This is a genomic window from Marinilactibacillus piezotolerans, from assembly GCF_900114235.1.
GTDB classification, from domain to species: domain Bacteria; phylum Bacillota; class Bacilli; order Lactobacillales; family Carnobacteriaceae_A; genus Marinilactibacillus; species Marinilactibacillus piezotolerans.
Genome location: NZ_FOSJ01000006.1, coordinates 60,227 through 76,575 on the forward strand (window position 1 = coordinate 60,227; position 16,349 = coordinate 76,575).

Below are 16,349 nucleotides of genomic sequence, written 5' to 3' on the forward strand. Positions count from 1 at the left end.
TCCCCAATCTAAAATTACTCTTCAAAAATTTATACAAATACCCCTTGGATTTCTCTTGTTCAATTAGAGCTAAGAAAAATCCAAGGGATACACCTATTAGTATACTAAATATTTATATTGACCTAAATATTTTTCTGCTGATTTATGCCAACTATTATCTTTATTCATCCCTCTGATCATCATAGATTTCCATTGATCAGGTTTTTCATAATAAACAGTCAGCGCTCTGTCGATTGTATCCAACATAGTTTTAGCGTCAAAACTATAGAAAGTAAATCCATTTCCTTCTCCAGTTTCCTGATTATAGGCTGTAACAGTATCCACTAGGCCTCCGACTTCATGCACAATCGGTAATGTACCATATCTCAAAGAATTAAGCTGAGATAACCCGCATGGTTCAAATTTAGAAGGCATCAAGAAAGCATCAGCCCCTGCATAAATCAGTTGAGCAAGTTCACTGTCAAACTCAATTCTTGCACTAAATTTATCAGGATACTGATTTGAAAAATATCGGAACGAATCTTCGAAGTAATCTTTCCCGGTCCCGATCAGAACAACTTGAACATTCCGATATGACATTAACTCATCCATTGCTTCGGTAATCAGCTGTACTCCCTTTTGTTCATCTAGTCTAGTTACTACACCAATTAAAGCAACGTTTTCATTCTCGGGTAGTCCAAACTTTTTTTGAAGGAGTAATTTATTTTTAGTTTTCCCAGAAAAATCTTTTGATGAAAAATTATGCGGAATTGTCGGATCTTTTTCTGGATTATAGATATCGTAATCAATTCCGTTTAAAATACCAACTAATTTATAAGATATGTTGCTCAAATCGTCATTTAAGCCATATCCATTCTCCGGTGTCTTGATTTCTTCCGCATAAGTTGGACTTACAGTGGTGACTAAATCCGCATAGTAAATACCACCTTTTAACCAACCTACTTGATTTTCGTATTTTAGTCCATGATCGTGATAAGCGCTGTAGCCCATATCAAATAAATCAGATAACACAACCTGATCGAACTTACCTTGAAACAGGATATTATGAATAGTTAATACAGTCTTAATATCTTTAAGAGCATTGACCCAGTGATACTTGTCCTTAAGTAATACAGGGATAACCGCAGTTTGCCAGTCATTCACATGTAAAATATCCGGAATGAAATCAATTTTCTCAAGCATTTCAATTACTGCCTGAGAGAAAAAGGCAAACCTTTCTCCATCATCACCATAATCATACAGGGTAGGTCGATCAAAATAATAAAGGTTGTCTACAAAATAATAAGTTACATTATCCTGTTTCAATTCTTTAATTCCACAATACTGATTACGCCAGCCAACTCTCAAGTTAAAACTGGTAACATCTTTTAACTGGCTTTGATATTTTTCTGGCATTTTTTGTTTATAATATGGCAAAATCACTCGAACATCATGTTCACCTTTTGCAAGTTCTTTTGGTAAAGCACCCATAACGTCTCCAAGTCCACCTGTTTTAAAAAAAGGAGCACATTCAGAAGCTGTAAAAGCAATATTCATCGTGTTTTTCATCCTTTCATAAAGTTCTATTTCCTTTAACAATCTCGTTCTTACCGATAACGATAGGATTTTCAGGTGTCCCTTCTAAGTGTGCCCCTTTTTTCACATAGACATGCTTATCTAAGATTACGTATTTAAGTGTAGCGCCCTCTTCTACATAAGAGTTCTGCATAACGATAGAATTCTCAACTTTAGCTCCTTTTGCAATGTTCACTCTTCTGAATAGTAGTGAATTAGTCACTTCTCCATAAACCTCACAGTCATTTGCTACTTGAGAGTTATGGATTTGGGCTTCTGGCCCATAGAATGTAGGAGCTGAATTTTTAGAACGTGTCAAAACTGGATCTGCTCTATAGAACAAGGCATTAAAGTGGTCTTCATTCAACATTTCCATATTTGCATCAAAGTAACTTTGGATATCTTCAATAGCTTTTAAATATCCTGTATATTCATAGCCATACACCTTGTCATCCTGTGCTAACGCCAACTGGGCAAAAGATTTAACGCTAACACATAAATTACGTTCTCTAGCTTTCTGAAGATAATCCAAGAATGTTTTTTTGTTGATGACCATCACTTCAATTCCAACAGGGACCAGTGCATCATCAAAGGGAGTTTCAGACAGTGGGGTAATACTTGTAACTCTTTCAGTCTTATCTTCATCAAAATTATATTTATCGTATACCGTATCTTCTCTTAATGAATTTCTCAAAATATTTTTATAAGCAATGGTTACATCACTAGCTTTGTCATTGTGGTAATTCACTATAGATTTGATTTGAATATTTGCCAGCATACTTGAACCCATTAATAAAATATATTCTGCCTTAGAACTTGTAACATACTTATAATGATCATCATAATAAGAAGCTGAATATTTATGCTCGGTTGTGTTTGTCTTTAGGCGTATTTGCGAGTGTGTAAAAACCCCTCCACCAGTAATAGAATCCAATCCCCAAGTAGCTCCAGATCTGATGTGATCATAAAGTGAATGTCCAGATTCTGATATAAACAAGGCTGCTGAAACAGCTTCGGCATTATACAAACTTGAAAACGGAAAATCTATCAAACGGTAACGACAAGCGAAGGGCAAAGACGCTATTGGTCTTCTATTTGTTAAAGGTCTAAGTTTTTCATCATCTTCTACTAAATTAAATATTGCTGCTATTTTATTCCGCATCTTTGTATCCTCCTACTTCTTCTTCATATCCAACTACAGATATTTCTCCATTTTCTCCAACAATCCTTGCACCATCATATATATTGGCATTTTCTCCAATAATCGCTTTTTCAATAATTACATTCTCGCCAATCACAGCTCCCGACATAATCACACTATCTTTGATAACCGAATTTTTGCCAATCTTGACATTATGCGACAGCACAGAATGATTAACTTCTCCAGAAATGTAACAACCATCGGTAATCATCGAATCTTTGACTTTCGCTGTATCTGTTAAAAACTGCGGAGTGGTATTGGGATTTTGGGAGTACACTTTCCAGTCTGCGTCTCTTATATTTAATTCATGATCAGGATCTAAAAATTCCATATTTGCTTTCCATAGACTTTCAACTGTTCCAACATCTTTCCAGTATCCTTTAAACTTATAAGCATAAACTGCTTCACTATTTCTTAAATAAGCTGGAATAACATGATGTCCAAAGTCATCCATTTGTCTATTCTTGGATTGGTTATCCACAAGATATTGCTTTAATCTTGGCCAGTTGAAGATATAGATACCCATGGATGCCAGATTAGATTTCGGTTCATCAGGTTTTTCCTGGAACTCAGTAATGCGATCTGTACGGTCTGTATTCATTACTCCAAAACGAGACGCTTCTTCCCACTCTACCGGCATAACCCCTACAGTAAGCGAGGCAGCCTTTTCTTTATGGAAATCCAGCATTTTTTCATAATCCATTTTATAAATATGATCTCCTGATAAAATCACAACATAATCCGGATTCTTTTGATCAATATAATTAATATTCTGGTACACAGCATGTGAGGTTCCTCTAAAAAATTTTTCTCCGTCGACACTTGAATAAGGTTGTAAGATCGTTGCATCTCCATTATGTCTATTTAATCCCCAGCTTGCTCCATTTCCTACATGACGATTTAATACTAGCGGCTGATATTGTGTTACTACACCTACATTATTAATACCCGAATTTGCACAATTGGATAAAGCAAAATCTATAATTCGATAATTTCCTCCAAATGGTACAGCAGGCTTAGCAATTTGTTTCGTTAATTTTCCTAACCGTGAGCCTTGCCCACCAGCTAGTATCATAGCTACTGTTTCTGTTTTCATATGTTATTGGAAGTATCCTTAGACCTTCCTTCCCTCCTTAAATTCGTTCTATCTTTTTCATTACTTTTACCTATCTATTTTAACTTTTAATTTAACATCTACTGTTTTGGGACACCATATATACGCTTAGGCTTCAATACTACTACGCTGAGTGACGGCAGTATTAAGCTAACTGACTGACCATAACCATGTTTTTTAACTGGCTCGGATTTTATTACTCCTTGTCCTTTTGTCCAAGTTCCTCCAAATGACTTTGATTCGGTATTCCAGACTTCTTCATATTGTCCTTTAAAAGGAACTCCTATCCTAACGCTTCGGCGCTCTACAGGAACAAAATTACAGAGGACAATTAAGAAATCTCTAGTTTTTTTGCCTTTTCTAATGAAAAATAAAACAGTTTCTTCATTGTTACTTGCATCTAATATTTCAAAACCTTCTGCATGATGATCTATTTCCCATAATGCTTTTTCTTCTTTGTAAAACTGATTCAATCTTTTAGTAAATTCATGATGATAATTATTTTGAGGATCTTCTAAGTCTTTCCATTCCAGACCTTCATTATATTTCCATTCTAAAAACTGGCCGTATTCGGAACCCATAAATTGTAACTTTTTCCCAGGATGCATTATTTTAAATGTCTCAATTGTCCTGAGACCAGCAAATTGATTATAACGATCACCGTACATTTTATGCATTAATGATTTTTTCCCATGGACAACTTCATCATGTGAAATTGGCAAAATAAAATTTTCATTGAACATATACATAAATGAAAAGGTAATTAAATTAAAGCTGTTTTTTCGATCGATTGGGTCCATTTCGAAAAATTTCAGAGTATCGTTCATCCATCCCATATTCCATTTATAGTTAAATCCCAATCCGCCTTCGTGAACAGGATGTGTAACTTTACTCCAAGCAGTACTCTCCTCAGCCATCATTAACAAATCAGGATGTCTTCCAAAAATTGTTTTATTCATTTTCTGAATAAATCGTACCCCTTCGCGGTTGTGATTTGTTCCATCCTCATTTGGTGTCCATTCTCCAAGGTCATAGTCCAGATACAACATATTACTGACTGCATCTACTCTTAAACCATCAAGATGAAACTGTTCAATCCAGAATAAAGCATTAGAAATAAGAAAACTATGAACTTGATTTTTTCCCATATCAAAATTTAATGTGCCCCAGCGATTGTTGTCAGCCCGGTTAGTTTCTTCATATTCAAACTGCGGGGTACCGTCAAAATAGGCCAGTGCATAATTATTTCGATTAAAGTGACCGGGAACCCAATCCATTATCACTCCAATATTTGCTTTATGTGCAGCTTCTACAAAATCTTGGAAGTCCTCCATGGTACCAAACTTAGACGAAACAGCGTAAAACCCTGTTACTTGATATCCCCAGCTTGCATCAAGAGGATGCTCCATGAGAGGGAGAAATTCAATATGGGTATATCCCATTTCTTTTACATATGGAATCAGCTCTTCTTGAAGTTGCTTCATCGTATACCAGGAGCCATCTGGATGCTGTTTCCAGGAACTGAAATGTACTTCGTAAATATTCAGTGCCCTTTCATAAATAGCTCGCTTTTTTCTGTTAGCCATCCACCCTCCATCAGACCATCTTTTATCAGGTAATGCCTTGACTACAGATGCATCTTTCGGTCTAACTTCAAAGGCTAGAGCAAATGGATCAATTTTATAATTAACTGTTCCATCGGCCTGAACTACTTTATATTTATAATGATCGCCTTCTCTAGCTTCTGGTATAGTAATCTCCCAGATTCCGGTCTTCAGATCTTTTTCCATCACAGCTTCTTCCTGCCAATGATTGAAATCACCTACCGTAAATATTTCTATTGCATTGGGCGCCCATACTGCAAAACGGAAACCATTCTCAACTTTGATGCATCCTAATGTAAGGTAACTATCATAGTTTTCTCCTATATTAAATAAGTACTTAGATTTTTCATGTTCTAGACTGGTTTGCTTTGCTATAATTTCATCTCTCATTCAAGGACCTCCTTTCATTTTATACGAGAACATACTTCTCATAATTTCGCTTTTGCTTAATATTAAAAATGTACAAATAAATTAATCTACTTTAAAACATATAAATATTCACTTATATAAATATTGTATCCTAGTTTTCATTCTTTACCAAGCGATTTCACTTATAAGAGGAGAAAAGGTAAGAAGTTTTATTTTCTATAAACTTCATTGCTAAAGTGTTTATAGATTCATTAGTTATCACATAAGAAGTTACTAACAAACTCGTAGGTCAGAAAACCCTGCCATCCGCTACTTCTCTTACTTAATAATTATTCAAATTATAAGTTTTTATTCTATTTTAATGGTTTGTCTCACGCTTAACATTAAAAAAACTATCGTTATTACTTTAACCTTTATATTCAGAATTTTGTAACGAATAGGATTAGGTAATAAATAAAAATACTCTTTATAATCCGACTCTAGACCGATGACTTTAGTATGTTAAAATGATATCATTATGAGTGTAAGATAATTGAAGGAGGTTACATAACTCAAAAGGAGGCTAAGAAATGGAAGGATTATTACTAGCTGTTGGCTTTATCGGTGTCGCTGTTGCTATTCTGACACCATTATCTAAAACTGGACTAGGTTTGACTTTAATTAGTTTTATTTTATATTTCAGTTTCATCGGTGTTCATACCTGGTTGCCTGTCTTGTTGTTTACGATTGGACTACTGCTTGTTATCTTTGAGATTTTCATTCCGGAGTTCGGCATCGCTGGAGCGATTGGTAGCATTCTGTTAATTGTAGGATTATATCTGACAATCGGAGATATCGGAACTACTATCCGTGATTTAAGTATGTCTATAGTTATTACTGCGGGTGTTGTTTTTTATCTTGTCCGTAACGGATATTCGCTTGCCAATGTCAATAAGCTAATATTGAACACCAACATACAAGTGTCTCAACAAACTGATTCTAAGAAAAAGACAACTCAGATTAAACCTGGACTAGAAGGAATTGCAAAAACTCCTTTACGTCCATCCGGAAAAGTCTCTTTTGGGATAACCGATGAAACACTTGTAGATGTTTTAAGTTCGGAGGGTCACATCTCTAAAGACACGGAAGTAATCGTTGAAAAAGTGTTAGGTACTAAAATTTTAGTTAGAAAAAAATAGATTAGGAGATGAAAAATTTGGAAGGATATACAGGAGAAGGATTTATAGGCATCATTATTACTGCTGTAATAGTTATTATTTTACTCAGTATCTTTTTAAGATTTGTACCTGTAGGTTTATGGGTCACTGCTTACTTCTCAGGCGTTAAAGTTGGAATCGGCACTCTAGTTGGGATGCGTTTGAGACAAGTCAGTCCTCATGCGATTATCAGACCTTTAATCAAAGCTACTAAGGCGGGTATCGAATTAAACACGAATCAGTTAGAAGCTCACTATTTAGCTGGAGGAAATGTCAACACAGTCATCGACGCATTGATTGCTTCTCACCGTGCAGATATTGATTTAGAGTTTGAGAAAGCAGCAGCTATTGATTTAGCAGGACGAAATGTTTTTGAAGCTGTACAGTTTTCTGTAAACCCTAAAGTTATTGTAACTCCAGATATTGCAGCAGTAGCTAAAGACGGAATTGAAATTATTGCTAAAGCTAAAGTAACTGTACGTGCTAATATCGAACGCCTAGTCGGTGGTGCTGGAGAAGATACAATCATCGCCCGTGTAGGTGAAGGTGTCGTTACAACTGTTGGTTCTGCAAATAAACACTCAGATGTATTAGAAAATCCAGATATGATTTCAAAAACTGTATTGAGTAAAGGCTTAGACTCTGGAACTGCATTTGAAATACTGTCAATAGACATTGCTGATATTGATGTCGGACGTAACATTGGGGCTAAACTACAAACTGAACAAGCGGAAGCTGACAAAAATATTGCTCAAGCTAAAGCTGAAGAAAGACGTTCAATGGCGATTGCACAAGAACAAGAAATGCGTGCTGAAACTCAGAAAATGCGTGCAAAAGTTGTGGAATCTGAAGCTAAGGTACCACTTGCTATGGCTGAAGCATTACGTAATGGCAGCATCGGTGTAATGGATTACTATAAAATGCAGAATATAAATGCTGATACTGATATGAGAAGTTCTATATCAAATCAAGCTGGCCCAACTGACGAAGAAGAGTGATAAAATATGGAAATATTAATTTGGTTATTTCAGCTTTTTATCTTTTTCACTGTTGTGACAGGAATTATGGGCTCAATAAGTAAAAAAAGTGCAAAACAATCACAGAAAAAAAAGTCTGTTTTCGATAAACCTGTTCAAACTTACTCTGCAAGTTCTTCAAGTGATAAAGCACCACGTAATGCTAAATCAAGAACAAACAGAAGATATGAAAATACAGAACGAAACCAGCCTTCTGGAAATATTGCATCTCAACAAGAAGCAGTTAAAAACCTTACTACTGAACGGGAACGTCGCAGACTAGAACGTGAGAATATTGATCGTTCTAGAGGTCGTGCTCGTCAGGATCGTGCAAACAATACTCGAAGGAATTCAAACGAATCTGTTCTAAAAGAAGTGACAACTTTTAAAAATACTAAGGTAATTAAAAAGGCTAAAAATCCAGCACTTTTAATTAATGATAAAAGTCTAGTCAACGCTATGATTTATAAAGAAATATTAGACAAACCTGTTACTTTTAGAGATAAGTCACTATAAAATTAAAAAGTCAGTAACTCCCAAGCTTACATTTAGGAGTTTACTGACTTTTTATTATTTTTTTATTAATTTTATTCAGTAATGGAACTAAGGTTGGATATAATAATAGAAAAAACACTATATTGCCTACTGCATGATACATATCAAACCATAGACCAGCCAACCAATACCCTAATAAAGAAGGTATTGTCATTCCGTAAAAAGGCGCTTGAACGATAGAAATAATCATGCCGTATAAAATACCTGTAGCACCTGAAAATATAAGCCAAATGAACATTGGCCTCCTAACTTTATTAATACTCAAAGCAAGAAGTTTTGACAATAAAATGATAACAGAAAAAGAAAGGATTTGAGCTAACGTCCATGGTCCCATACCCAATGTTAAATTTGATAAAAAAATTGAACCTAATCCTACAATAAGAGCATCTACTGTTCCAAATGATATCGTCAATAGAATTAAAATCACAGTCAAAGGCTGAACATTAGGGATAAAGCTAAACAACAGCCTGCTCGTTTGAGTCACTGCAATCATAAGCGCCAGTACAGTCATATGATAAACGGAAAAAGCTTTCGGTTTATTCACTTGTCTCAAGTTCCCAGCTGATTACATCTCCATCTTCTAGTATATATTCTGCTGCACCTACTTGTGCAAATTCATCATTTATTTCATAAAGCCAATAAGCATTTTTTTCTTGGCTTTGTTCATAACCTTCTATCGATGTGATATACCCTTCTTCATCTTTAACATCATATTGCTCTCTCATTGCATTTAGTAAAGACGTATCTGCACTAAGTTCAACTGTTTTATTTATCTTACTTTCATCTATATTGTAAATATCATCATCAATATCGAACTCAAATTCTACTGTTACTAATTCATCAGTATCTGCTTTGTCTGTGTCATCTTGCTTACTATTTTCTTCATTATTTACACAACCTGTTAGTAAAAAAGTGAATAAACTAATTCCAATAACTTTTTTCATTTTTATTTTCCTCAAATCTTTTGATAAATTGATTCTTCTTAACTGAGCGAAGACTGTTCATTTATGTAAAATTCTCTTTTGATTTTGATAAAACGCTCAAAATCATTCAAAATTTGAAACAAACTAGCTCTACTCTCAAACTCGCTTCTTGTTTTGGGTAAGTCAGATTGCTTAAATTCAATATATAAGTCTAAAATATCGTTAAGCAATTGTAAGCCTGTATTTTTTTCATGAAGCTGTTCTGCAGTTTCTACAAAAAGATCGGCCAATACTTCATTTTGTTTAGTTGCTAACTTTATTAATGGTAAATTATCATAAATTTTTTGAAGTACAACAGATTGTTCTTTTCTCATTTGCGCATATCTTACAAAATATCCTGATCTATTTATTACTTGATTCTCATATTCTTTAAATGCTAAATGATTCATTTCATGGATTTTATTATCTAATTGTTTCAAATGTTCATGAATTGATGAAAAATTTTTTTCTCCTAATAATTGAGACTGAAACATTACTAAGGCTACGCGCATTTCTTCTTCTATTTCTTCTTTTAAACAGTTTAATTCTTTTTGTTGCGAAGGCATCCAACTGTTTACCAGCAATGCCATCACTACTCCAATTAGCATCAGTACAAAACCATTTAATTGCCATACCCAGGAAATACTCTGAGCAGTCATAAAATGAGTAACAAGTACCGTTGTAGGTGCAATACCAGATTGCAAATTCCACTTGCAAGTGATAGGTATAAAAATAAGCAAATACAAGCAGAAGGCAAATATTGTATATCCAATAAAATAAAATAAAATGGACGCAATGATGAATCCAAGAATTGCAGAGCCTATACGTGCTAATGCGGTCTTAATTGATTCTTGTTTCGTCTCTAGAACACTTAAAATGGCAATAACTCCTGATGCTAATGGATGTTCTAAGTTCAACCCTTGTGCCAGTAGAATAGCAAGCAATGATGCTATTGTAATTTTGATTGTTCTAACTGTTATGTTCATCCGTTAACTCCTGCCTACACTAACTAATAACCATTTTCTATTAGGGATTTTTTCATAGCTTTTTTATATTCTATCATAATGTTCCTGACTTTATAATAGAAATCAGTAACCATAAGCCCATTACTCCAGCCCCAATAAATATGACAATAGCTAATAAAGATACTCCTGTTCCTTCGGCCACTGCCAAAATAACAGCTGATGCAAGTATCAAAGCTGCAATAATCACTGCAAATACAATTCTATTAACCATTTTATTTAGTCCTGTCCACTTCACATTTCCATCTACTAGATCTAAATGAATCTTGATACGTCCATTGTTGATTGTATCCAAAGCTTTAGTAAGCTTTATAGGTATAGAAACTGAATTTTGAGCAAATTGGTATAATCCAACCATTAATTTATCTTTTGAAAATGAATCGAAAAATGAAATACTATCATTTGTTTTAATGTAGGATGTTGCAATCTGAAGGACATTGATATCAGGGTATAACTCAGTAATAACGCCTTCCAAGATAGTAAGTGATTTAGCTAAAAGCAGAAAATCATTTGGCATAATCATCTTATGTTTATGGGTAATATATAACACATCAGAAAAAAAAGTGCTTAAATCTATATTTTTAAAGCTTCTCGAAACATAGGTGTGATAGAAATCAGATAAATCTTCATTTAAAGCAAATCGATCGACTTTTGTTTTAACGATAGCCATTTGCAAGAGTATATTCATCATGCTTTCAATGTCTTCGAGAACTAATGAATTAACTAGTTTTACTAAACTTTCTCTAACATTAGAAGATAATTCTCCAGTAATTCCAAAATCCAGAAAAACAATTTGCTGATTTTTAATAATCAAATTCCCTTGATGCGGATCTCCATGAAAAAAACCATCATGAAAAACTTGGGATAAAAAAGAGTACATTAACTTTTCAGCTATATCTTGTTTATCATATCCAGCTGAAACAATTTTTGAAGAATCTAATCCTTTGATTCCATCCACAAATTCTTCCACTAATATTCGTTTTGAAGTTAATTTAAGATAAGGTTTTGGTGCAGTAACTGCTTTAGCTGACTGATTTAATTCACGAAATTTTACTAAGTATTTTGCTTCGTTACGAAAATCCAATTCGATTTTAGTCGTTTCCAGCATTTCTTTGAAGGCAGACTCTGCATCTACCAGCATTTCTTTGACAGTATTTGGTGCCATAGAGACAATTCTAGAAAACAATCTGATATCTCTTAATAAATTTTCTTCAATTTCCGGCCTTTGAACTTTAATTATAACGTTTTCGCCACTTTTCAATCTTGCTTTATGTACCTGAGCAACAGAAGCACTGGCAAGTGGCTGTTCATCTACATATGCAAATACGTCTTCAAGTGATAAACCTAAATCCTCTTTAAATATTCTACGCATTTCATTATAAGAAAAAGGAGGAGCGTCATCTCGTAACTTCGAAAGTTCTTGAATATAGTTATTAGGTAAAAGATCGCGTCTTGTAGAAATAATTTGTCCAATTTTTATAAAGCTTGGTCCTAATTCTTCAAATGCTTTTCTAAGATTTTTTGCATCCTGTTCTTTGTCTCGTGACCTGATACGTGTGTTATATATATGGCCAAAACCATATGATGCAAGTACTGAAGCTATTTCTTTGAGTCGCTCTCTACTTGTTTTAGACATACAATCTCCTCCTTTCTATAAAAAGTGCCAGTTAGAATGAACTAACCAGCACCATTCCGTTTATTTATTGTTAGGGTGATTCTCTAATTTTTTTTCTAGTTCTTGAACTTTTGCTTCTAAATCGTCAATGTCTTTTCTTTGAGCAACATTCATTTCCAGCAATAACGCTTCTAATCTTTCTTTTTCTTCTAGATCATTGGTATGTTGATTTTTCTTTTGAATTAATTCAGAAGTAAGCGACTTGCCTTCTTCGACTGAAAGTTTACCTTTCGCTACTAGTCTATCGATTTGTTCCATCGACTTTTCAACCGCAAGGGCTGTCCCGCCGACCCCAATCAATAATGCTTTCTTTAAATCATCTACTAACATTAAAAGTACTCCTTCCTTATTCAATTGATTTTTAGAAAAACTTTACTACTGCATTTAGTATAGCACTCGTCTGATAGATTGTCAGATAATATCTACTTGTACATTACCTTAAAATAATAAAGATTTTTATAAAATTTATTAGATTATTTTAAGGTACTTTGTTTCCGGCAGCTCGGTAAATCTCATACCATTCTTCTCGAGACAATTGGACGTCTGAGGCAGATGCATAAGTTTTGATTCTCTCAGGGTTCATAGTACCCAAAATGACTTGCATTTTCGCTGGGTGTCTTAGTAACCAGGCAATAGAAGCTGCTTCATTATTTATATTATGCCCTTCTCCTACTTTACTTAAAACTTCATTAATTTCTTTATATTGAGGATTATTTAAGAAAACCCCATTTTCCCCTTGAACTGGTGACCACGGCTGAACTGTTATGTTGTTAAGCCGACAATAATCTAGAACAGCTCTGTCATGATCGACTGAAAGTGGGTCTTTCGTGTTCACATGAATACCAGCATCAACCATACCAGTATGCACAACACTAAATTGCAGCTGGTTTGCAATAATATCTTGATCGATATACTTTTCAAGCAGTTCAATCTGATAAGGACTATGGTTACTTACACCAAAGTGTTTAACTTTTCCTGATTTGTACAATTGAGTGAATAATTCTGCTACCTCTTCAGGTTCTACTAGTGCATCTGGACGATGTAATAATAGTACATCTAAATAATCAGTCTCTAATCTTTTCAAAATACCTTCCACTGAAGTTAATAAATGTTCTTTTGAAAAGTCATAAAATCCTTGTCGAATCCCCGCTTTAGATTGAAGCAGAATATCTTCTCTTTTTAATGAACTATTTTTCAAAGCTTTCGCAAAAGTCTTTTCAGACTCGCCTTTTCCATAAATATCTGCATGATCATAGAAATTGATTCCGCTCTCATTAGCTGATTCTAAAACATTAACAGCAGCACCATTATCTAATGCATTCATTCTCATGCAACCTAATGCTACTTCAGAAACCGATAAATCGCTTTTCCCTAATAAAATCTTATTCATTGTTCTCCTCCTATTATTATGACTATACCCATTGTATAAATAATAATGAAATTAATCGAGAGATAACTTCTAATTTGTTCAAAACATAAAGTGGATTTTATGACAATTTTGTGACAATATAATTTCTTTTATTAAATAACACCAATTGTGACAAAAATTTGTCAATTTGCCTTGATTTCATGAACAATTGTCTTTAATATAAGGGTTGTAACAAATTGTTCACAAATTAAGGTTAACTAATTGAGCTAATGTCATTTTACATAAATGATTGCGCATAACTTTTGAAAAGGAGCAAATTTATTATGATTAAACTATATGTATCACCAAGCTGCACGTCTTGTCGAAAAGCTAAAGCATGGTTAGAAGAACAAAATCTAGAATTCGAAGAAAAGAATATCTTTCATGAACCACTATCTCAAGATGAAATTAAAAATATTTTAAGCCTAACTGAAGAAGGTACTGAAGAAATCATTTCCTATCGCTCTCAAGCATATCAATCCTTAGATGTGGATATCGAAGACTTATCTATGAATGAACTACTGGCTTTATTCAAAAATCAGCCTAGTTTGATTAGACGCCCTATTATTATGGATGATCGTCGTTTACAGATTGGATATAATGAAGAAGAAATTCGTTGTTTCCTACCAAGAGAAGTACGTGAATTAGAGCTTGCTGAAATTCATCGTAAATTAGCAAATGAAGAAGCAATCGAAATTGCATAATTAAAAAGGTCATACAATTGATAGAAATCAATTGTATGACCTTTTTTGGATCAATCACTCATTAATTCATTTCTTGTTCTCGTTATCTGCTTCGCTTGTATCATCTGAAATAATTTCAATTTCTTTATCTGCGTCTTCTTGTTTTTCTTGTTCTTTAATTTCTTTTAGTTCTTTATTTTCGTGCTTATTTTGAGTATCTTTTTGTACTTCTTCTTTTTGTTTCTTTTCTTTTGAATCTATTCCATTTTCTTCAGAGTCATCGTAATATCCATCATCTAATTTTTCTCCTAATACATCTCTGCGATACTGGTTTTCTCTATAGAGATAAATATTATGAACAATTCTAATAATTGGTCTCATCAATAAGAAAAAGCTGGCAAATATATATAAATAATTCCCAATTTCATCCGCGTCAGTAAATGCTTGTGTCAAGCTTCCAATAAGATACAGGGCTCCTGTAGCCAAGTCATTGCCTAAAGAAATAATTGTATAATAGTTCTGAAAGTATAAGCGGAAATTTCCAACTTTAACAATCATATCTTCGTCTTTACGAGGATTAACATCATGTTTTTTCGTTTCTATTCTTGACATACCACCAGTCCTTTTAACTTTTTCACTATTAAGCTTATCATGTTTCAACTTTTTAGTCTCAGATAAAGTCCTGATAACCCCTGTTATAATAAGGATTTCGCAACTAATAATAAAACAGATATTATAAAATGCAAAAATTAATACTATTATTATTCAGATTTTATTTCAAAAAAAAAGACAGGGAAAATTCCCTGTCTTTTTTAGCAACTTTATAAATAAAGTGAGGATTGGTGTTCACAGCACCAATGTCCTCCAATACCAACTTCCTGTTGTGTGTATAAATACACCTGTATTGTGCTGTAAGTCCACAAACGTGAACTTATCGACTCATCGCATAACATGTATTGTAGCATTTATGTATCTGCAATGCAATCTTTTCGCTACTTAATCTTTTAAGCACTCTAGCCAAGCTTTCTTAATTAATCCATGCCCAGCAACTGTCGGATGCACTCCGTCATCCCCTGTATAATAAGAATATCCATTACTAATTCCAGCTGAATTAAATATCCCATCTAAAGGGATTAAGTCAGTTTGATAATCTCTAGCAACTTTTCGAACGATCTGGATACGAGGATCTAATTCTCTACGCCAATTCATACGGCTTTTGGGATACGGAAGTACAAATGGTTCCATCAAGACTACTCTAGCATCTGTACGTTGGATAAGCGATTTCAATAAAAAACGATAATTTTCCTCAAATTTATCAATTTCTTTTAAATCTATCTTTTCGCTTTTAGTAACTTGATGGCTTGTATCGTTAATACCGATCAATATTGAAACGATGTCTGGATTAATATCTAAACAATCTTTTTCCCAACGATTTTTTAAATCAATTAATCGATTTCCAGATATACCTCTATTATAAAAAGTTAATTTTTTTTGTGGAAGTAATGCTTGTAACTCCGCTGCTACTAAAAGTGGATAGCCTTGGCCTAAATCCGTTTTATTTAATCGATCTCTACCCGCATCAGTGATACTATCTCCAATAAACAAGACTTTGTCATTTTGTTTAATCTTCATTTCTTACCCTCTATTCTTTTAGTAGTAATTACCAATTTTTTTGTTTTTTCGTGTTGTTTTAATGCAACTATCGTTGCTCTATCAATTAAAATACAAAAAGGCACCTCTTCCCCCCCTTAATCTGATAAAATGAAGTTCACTAAAACAAACATTCATCACTTAAGGAGTGAAAAGAGATGCCTAATCTACTTCAGATTATCATGTATTTAGTTAATAAAATCAAGTGGCAAAACAGTTTAATTCAACTTTTAAACGATTATATTACTTGGCTTGAAGATGCGGGTGATCGACCACCTAAAGGGACCGATATCACAAAGCTTGATTACAACAAATTGACCCTTGATGACCCACCGAAAGT

Annotated in this window: 17 protein-coding genes; 5 read left to right on the top strand and 12 right to left on the bottom strand. The window is 33.8% G+C overall.

The window, feature by feature from the left end:
* Positions 1-96 precede the first annotated feature (96 nt).
* The 4 genes from glgA to glgB all read right to left on the bottom strand — a co-directional run bounded on the left by glgA (position 97) and on the right by glgB (position 5,863).
* On the bottom strand, positions 97-1,536 hold the full coding sequence (glgA, locus tag BM212_RS02695) for a glycogen synthase GlgA (RefSeq protein ID WP_091896069.1): 1,440 nt from the start codon (positions 1,534-1,536) through the stop codon (positions 97-99).
* A 16-nt stretch (positions 1,537-1,552) separates the two neighbouring features.
* Complete coding sequence (gene glgD / locus BM212_RS02700; RefSeq protein ID WP_091896072.1) at positions 1,553-2,716, bottom strand: glucose-1-phosphate adenylyltransferase subunit GlgD; 1,164 nt, start codon at positions 2,714-2,716, stop codon at positions 1,553-1,555.
* Positions 2,706-3,851, bottom strand: coding sequence for a glucose-1-phosphate adenylyltransferase (locus BM212_RS02705; protein WP_072694281.1), 1,146 nt, complete (start codon positions 3,849-3,851; stop codon positions 2,706-2,708). The genes glgD and BM212_RS02705 overlap by 11 nt, the downstream gene beginning before the upstream one ends.
* 98 nt (positions 3,852-3,949) lie before the next feature.
* The gene (glgB, locus tag BM212_RS02710; RefSeq protein WP_177206282.1) at positions 3,950-5,863 is read right to left on the bottom strand and encodes a 1,4-alpha-glucan branching protein GlgB; all 1,914 of its coding nucleotides are present in this window, start codon (positions 5,861-5,863) and stop codon (positions 3,950-3,952) included.
* 548 nt (positions 5,864-6,411) lie between these two features.
* On the opposite strand from glgB, the gene BM212_RS02715 reads away from it, so the two are divergent.
* From BM212_RS02715 to BM212_RS02725, 3 genes are read left to right on the top strand one after another with little or no spacing between them, the layout of a single operon-like run.
* Positions 6,412-7,020, top strand: coding sequence for an NfeD family protein (locus tag BM212_RS02715; RefSeq protein WP_072694279.1), 609 nt, complete (start codon positions 6,412-6,414; stop codon positions 7,018-7,020).
* Between the two features lie 8 nt (positions 7,021-7,028).
* A complete protein-coding gene (gene floA, locus BM212_RS02720; RefSeq protein WP_072694278.1) occupies positions 7,029-8,036 on the top strand; it encodes a flotillin-like protein FloA in 1,008 nt (335 codons plus the stop codon).
* Between the two features lie 6 nt (positions 8,037-8,042).
* A complete protein-coding gene (locus tag BM212_RS02725; protein ID WP_091896075.1) occupies positions 8,043-8,570 on the top strand; it encodes a hypothetical protein in 528 nt (175 codons plus the stop codon).
* A 40-nt stretch (positions 8,571-8,610) separates the two neighbouring features.
* On the opposite strand, the gene BM212_RS02730 is transcribed toward BM212_RS02725, so the two are convergent.
* From BM212_RS02730 to BM212_RS02755, 6 genes are all read right to left on the bottom strand, one after another.
* The gene (locus tag BM212_RS02730) at positions 8,611-9,153 is read right to left on the bottom strand and encodes an ECF transporter S component (protein ID WP_245750920.1); all 543 of its coding nucleotides are present in this window, start codon (positions 9,151-9,153) and stop codon (positions 8,611-8,613) included.
* Positions 9,146-9,553 carry a DUF4430 domain-containing protein gene (locus BM212_RS02735; protein WP_091896078.1) on the bottom strand — a complete coding sequence of 136 codons (408 nt, stop codon included), beginning with the start codon at positions 9,551-9,553 and terminating at the stop codon, positions 9,146-9,148. Before BM212_RS02735 ends, BM212_RS02730 begins: the two co-directional genes overlap by 8 nt.
* A gap of 38 nt (positions 9,554-9,591) precedes the next feature.
* Positions 9,592-10,557, bottom strand: a complete 966-nt coding sequence (locus tag BM212_RS02740; RefSeq protein WP_072694275.1) for an aromatic acid exporter family protein — start codon at positions 10,555-10,557, stop codon at positions 9,592-9,594.
* A 73-nt stretch (positions 10,558-10,630) separates the two neighbouring features.
* On the bottom strand, positions 10,631-12,229 hold the full coding sequence (locus BM212_RS02745) for an ABC1 kinase family protein (protein ID WP_072694274.1): 1,599 nt from the start codon (positions 12,227-12,229) through the stop codon (positions 10,631-10,633).
* A gap of 60 nt (positions 12,230-12,289) precedes the next feature.
* Positions 12,290-12,598: a phasin family protein gene (locus BM212_RS02750; protein ID WP_072694273.1), complete on the bottom strand. Its 309-nt coding sequence runs from the start codon at positions 12,596-12,598 to the stop codon at positions 12,290-12,292.
* Positions 12,599-12,746: 148 nt separating this feature from the next.
* A complete protein-coding gene (locus BM212_RS02755) occupies positions 12,747-13,658 on the bottom strand; it encodes an aldo/keto reductase (protein WP_091896081.1) in 912 nt (303 codons plus the stop codon).
* Between the two features lie 302 nt (positions 13,659-13,960).
* Between BM212_RS02755 and spx the strand changes: the two genes are divergently transcribed.
* Positions 13,961-14,380 (top strand): transcriptional regulator Spx, encoded by a 420-nt coding sequence (gene spx, locus BM212_RS02760; protein WP_091896084.1) that lies wholly within the window; start codon positions 13,961-13,963, stop codon positions 14,378-14,380.
* A 66-nt stretch (positions 14,381-14,446) separates the two neighbouring features.
* Here spx and BM212_RS02765 read toward each other — a convergent pair whose 3' ends face one another.
* Together BM212_RS02765 and BM212_RS02770 are read right to left on the bottom strand one after the other, a co-directional pair.
* The gene (locus tag BM212_RS02765; RefSeq protein WP_143744893.1) at positions 14,447-14,971 is read right to left on the bottom strand and encodes a YrhK family protein; all 525 of its coding nucleotides are present in this window, start codon (positions 14,969-14,971) and stop codon (positions 14,447-14,449) included.
* Between the two features lie 384 nt (positions 14,972-15,355).
* Entirely contained in the window at positions 15,356-15,991 is a 636-nt protein-coding gene (locus BM212_RS02770) for an SGNH/GDSL hydrolase family protein (RefSeq protein ID WP_091896090.1), read from the bottom strand.
* A 176-nt stretch (positions 15,992-16,167) separates the two neighbouring features.
* On the opposite strand from BM212_RS02770, the gene BM212_RS02775 reads away from it, so the two are divergent.
* Positions 16,168-16,349 (top strand): hypothetical protein (locus BM212_RS02775; RefSeq protein WP_143744894.1); only part of this gene is annotated, 182 nt, incomplete at its 3' end.

Excerpts from the sequence above, each read along its gene's own strand:
- BM212_RS02740 (WP_072694275.1), bottom strand. The coding sequence starts at position 10,557 with ATGAACATAACAGTTAGAACAATCAAAATTACAATAGCATCATTGCTT.
- floA (WP_072694278.1), top strand. The coding sequence starts at position 7,029 with ATGAAAAATTTGGAAGGATATACAGGAGAAGGATTTATAGGCATCATT.
- glgD (WP_091896072.1), bottom strand. The coding sequence starts at position 2,716 with ATGCGGAATAAAATAGCAGCAATATTTAATTTAGTAGAAGATGATGAA.
- spx (WP_091896084.1), top strand. The coding sequence starts at position 13,961 with ATGATTAAACTATATGTATCACCAAGCTGCACGTCTTGTCGAAAAGCT.
- BM212_RS02745 (WP_072694274.1), bottom strand. The coding sequence starts at position 12,229 with ATGTCTAAAACAAGTAGAGAGCGACTCAAAGAAATAGCTTCAGTACTT.
- glgA (WP_091896069.1), bottom strand. The coding sequence starts at position 1,536 with ATGAATATTGCTTTTACAGCTTCTGAATGTGCTCCTTTTTTTAAAACA.
- BM212_RS02735 (WP_091896078.1), bottom strand. The coding sequence starts at position 9,553 with ATGAAAAAAGTTATTGGAATTAGTTTATTCACTTTTTTACTAACAGGT.
- BM212_RS02750 (WP_072694273.1), bottom strand. The coding sequence starts at position 12,598 with ATGTTAGTAGATGATTTAAAGAAAGCATTATTGATTGGGGTCGGCGGG.
- BM212_RS02755 (WP_091896081.1), bottom strand. The coding sequence starts at position 13,658 with ATGAATAAGATTTTATTAGGGAAAAGCGATTTATCGGTTTCTGAAGTA.
- BM212_RS02715 (WP_072694279.1), top strand. The coding sequence starts at position 6,412 with ATGGAAGGATTATTACTAGCTGTTGGCTTTATCGGTGTCGCTGTTGCT.
- glgB (WP_177206282.1), bottom strand. The coding sequence starts at position 5,863 with ATGAGAGATGAAATTATAGCAAAGCAAACCAGTCTAGAACATGAAAAA.
- BM212_RS02770 (WP_091896090.1), bottom strand. The coding sequence starts at position 15,991 with ATGAAGATTAAACAAAATGACAAAGTCTTGTTTATTGGAGATAGTATC.
- BM212_RS02765 (WP_143744893.1), bottom strand. The coding sequence starts at position 14,971 with ATGTCAAGAATAGAAACGAAAAAACATGATGTTAATCCTCGTAAAGAC.
- BM212_RS02705 (WP_072694281.1), bottom strand. The coding sequence starts at position 3,851 with ATGAAAACAGAAACAGTAGCTATGATACTAGCTGGTGGGCAAGGCTCA.
- BM212_RS02725 (WP_091896075.1), top strand. The coding sequence starts at position 8,043 with ATGGAAATATTAATTTGGTTATTTCAGCTTTTTATCTTTTTCACTGTT.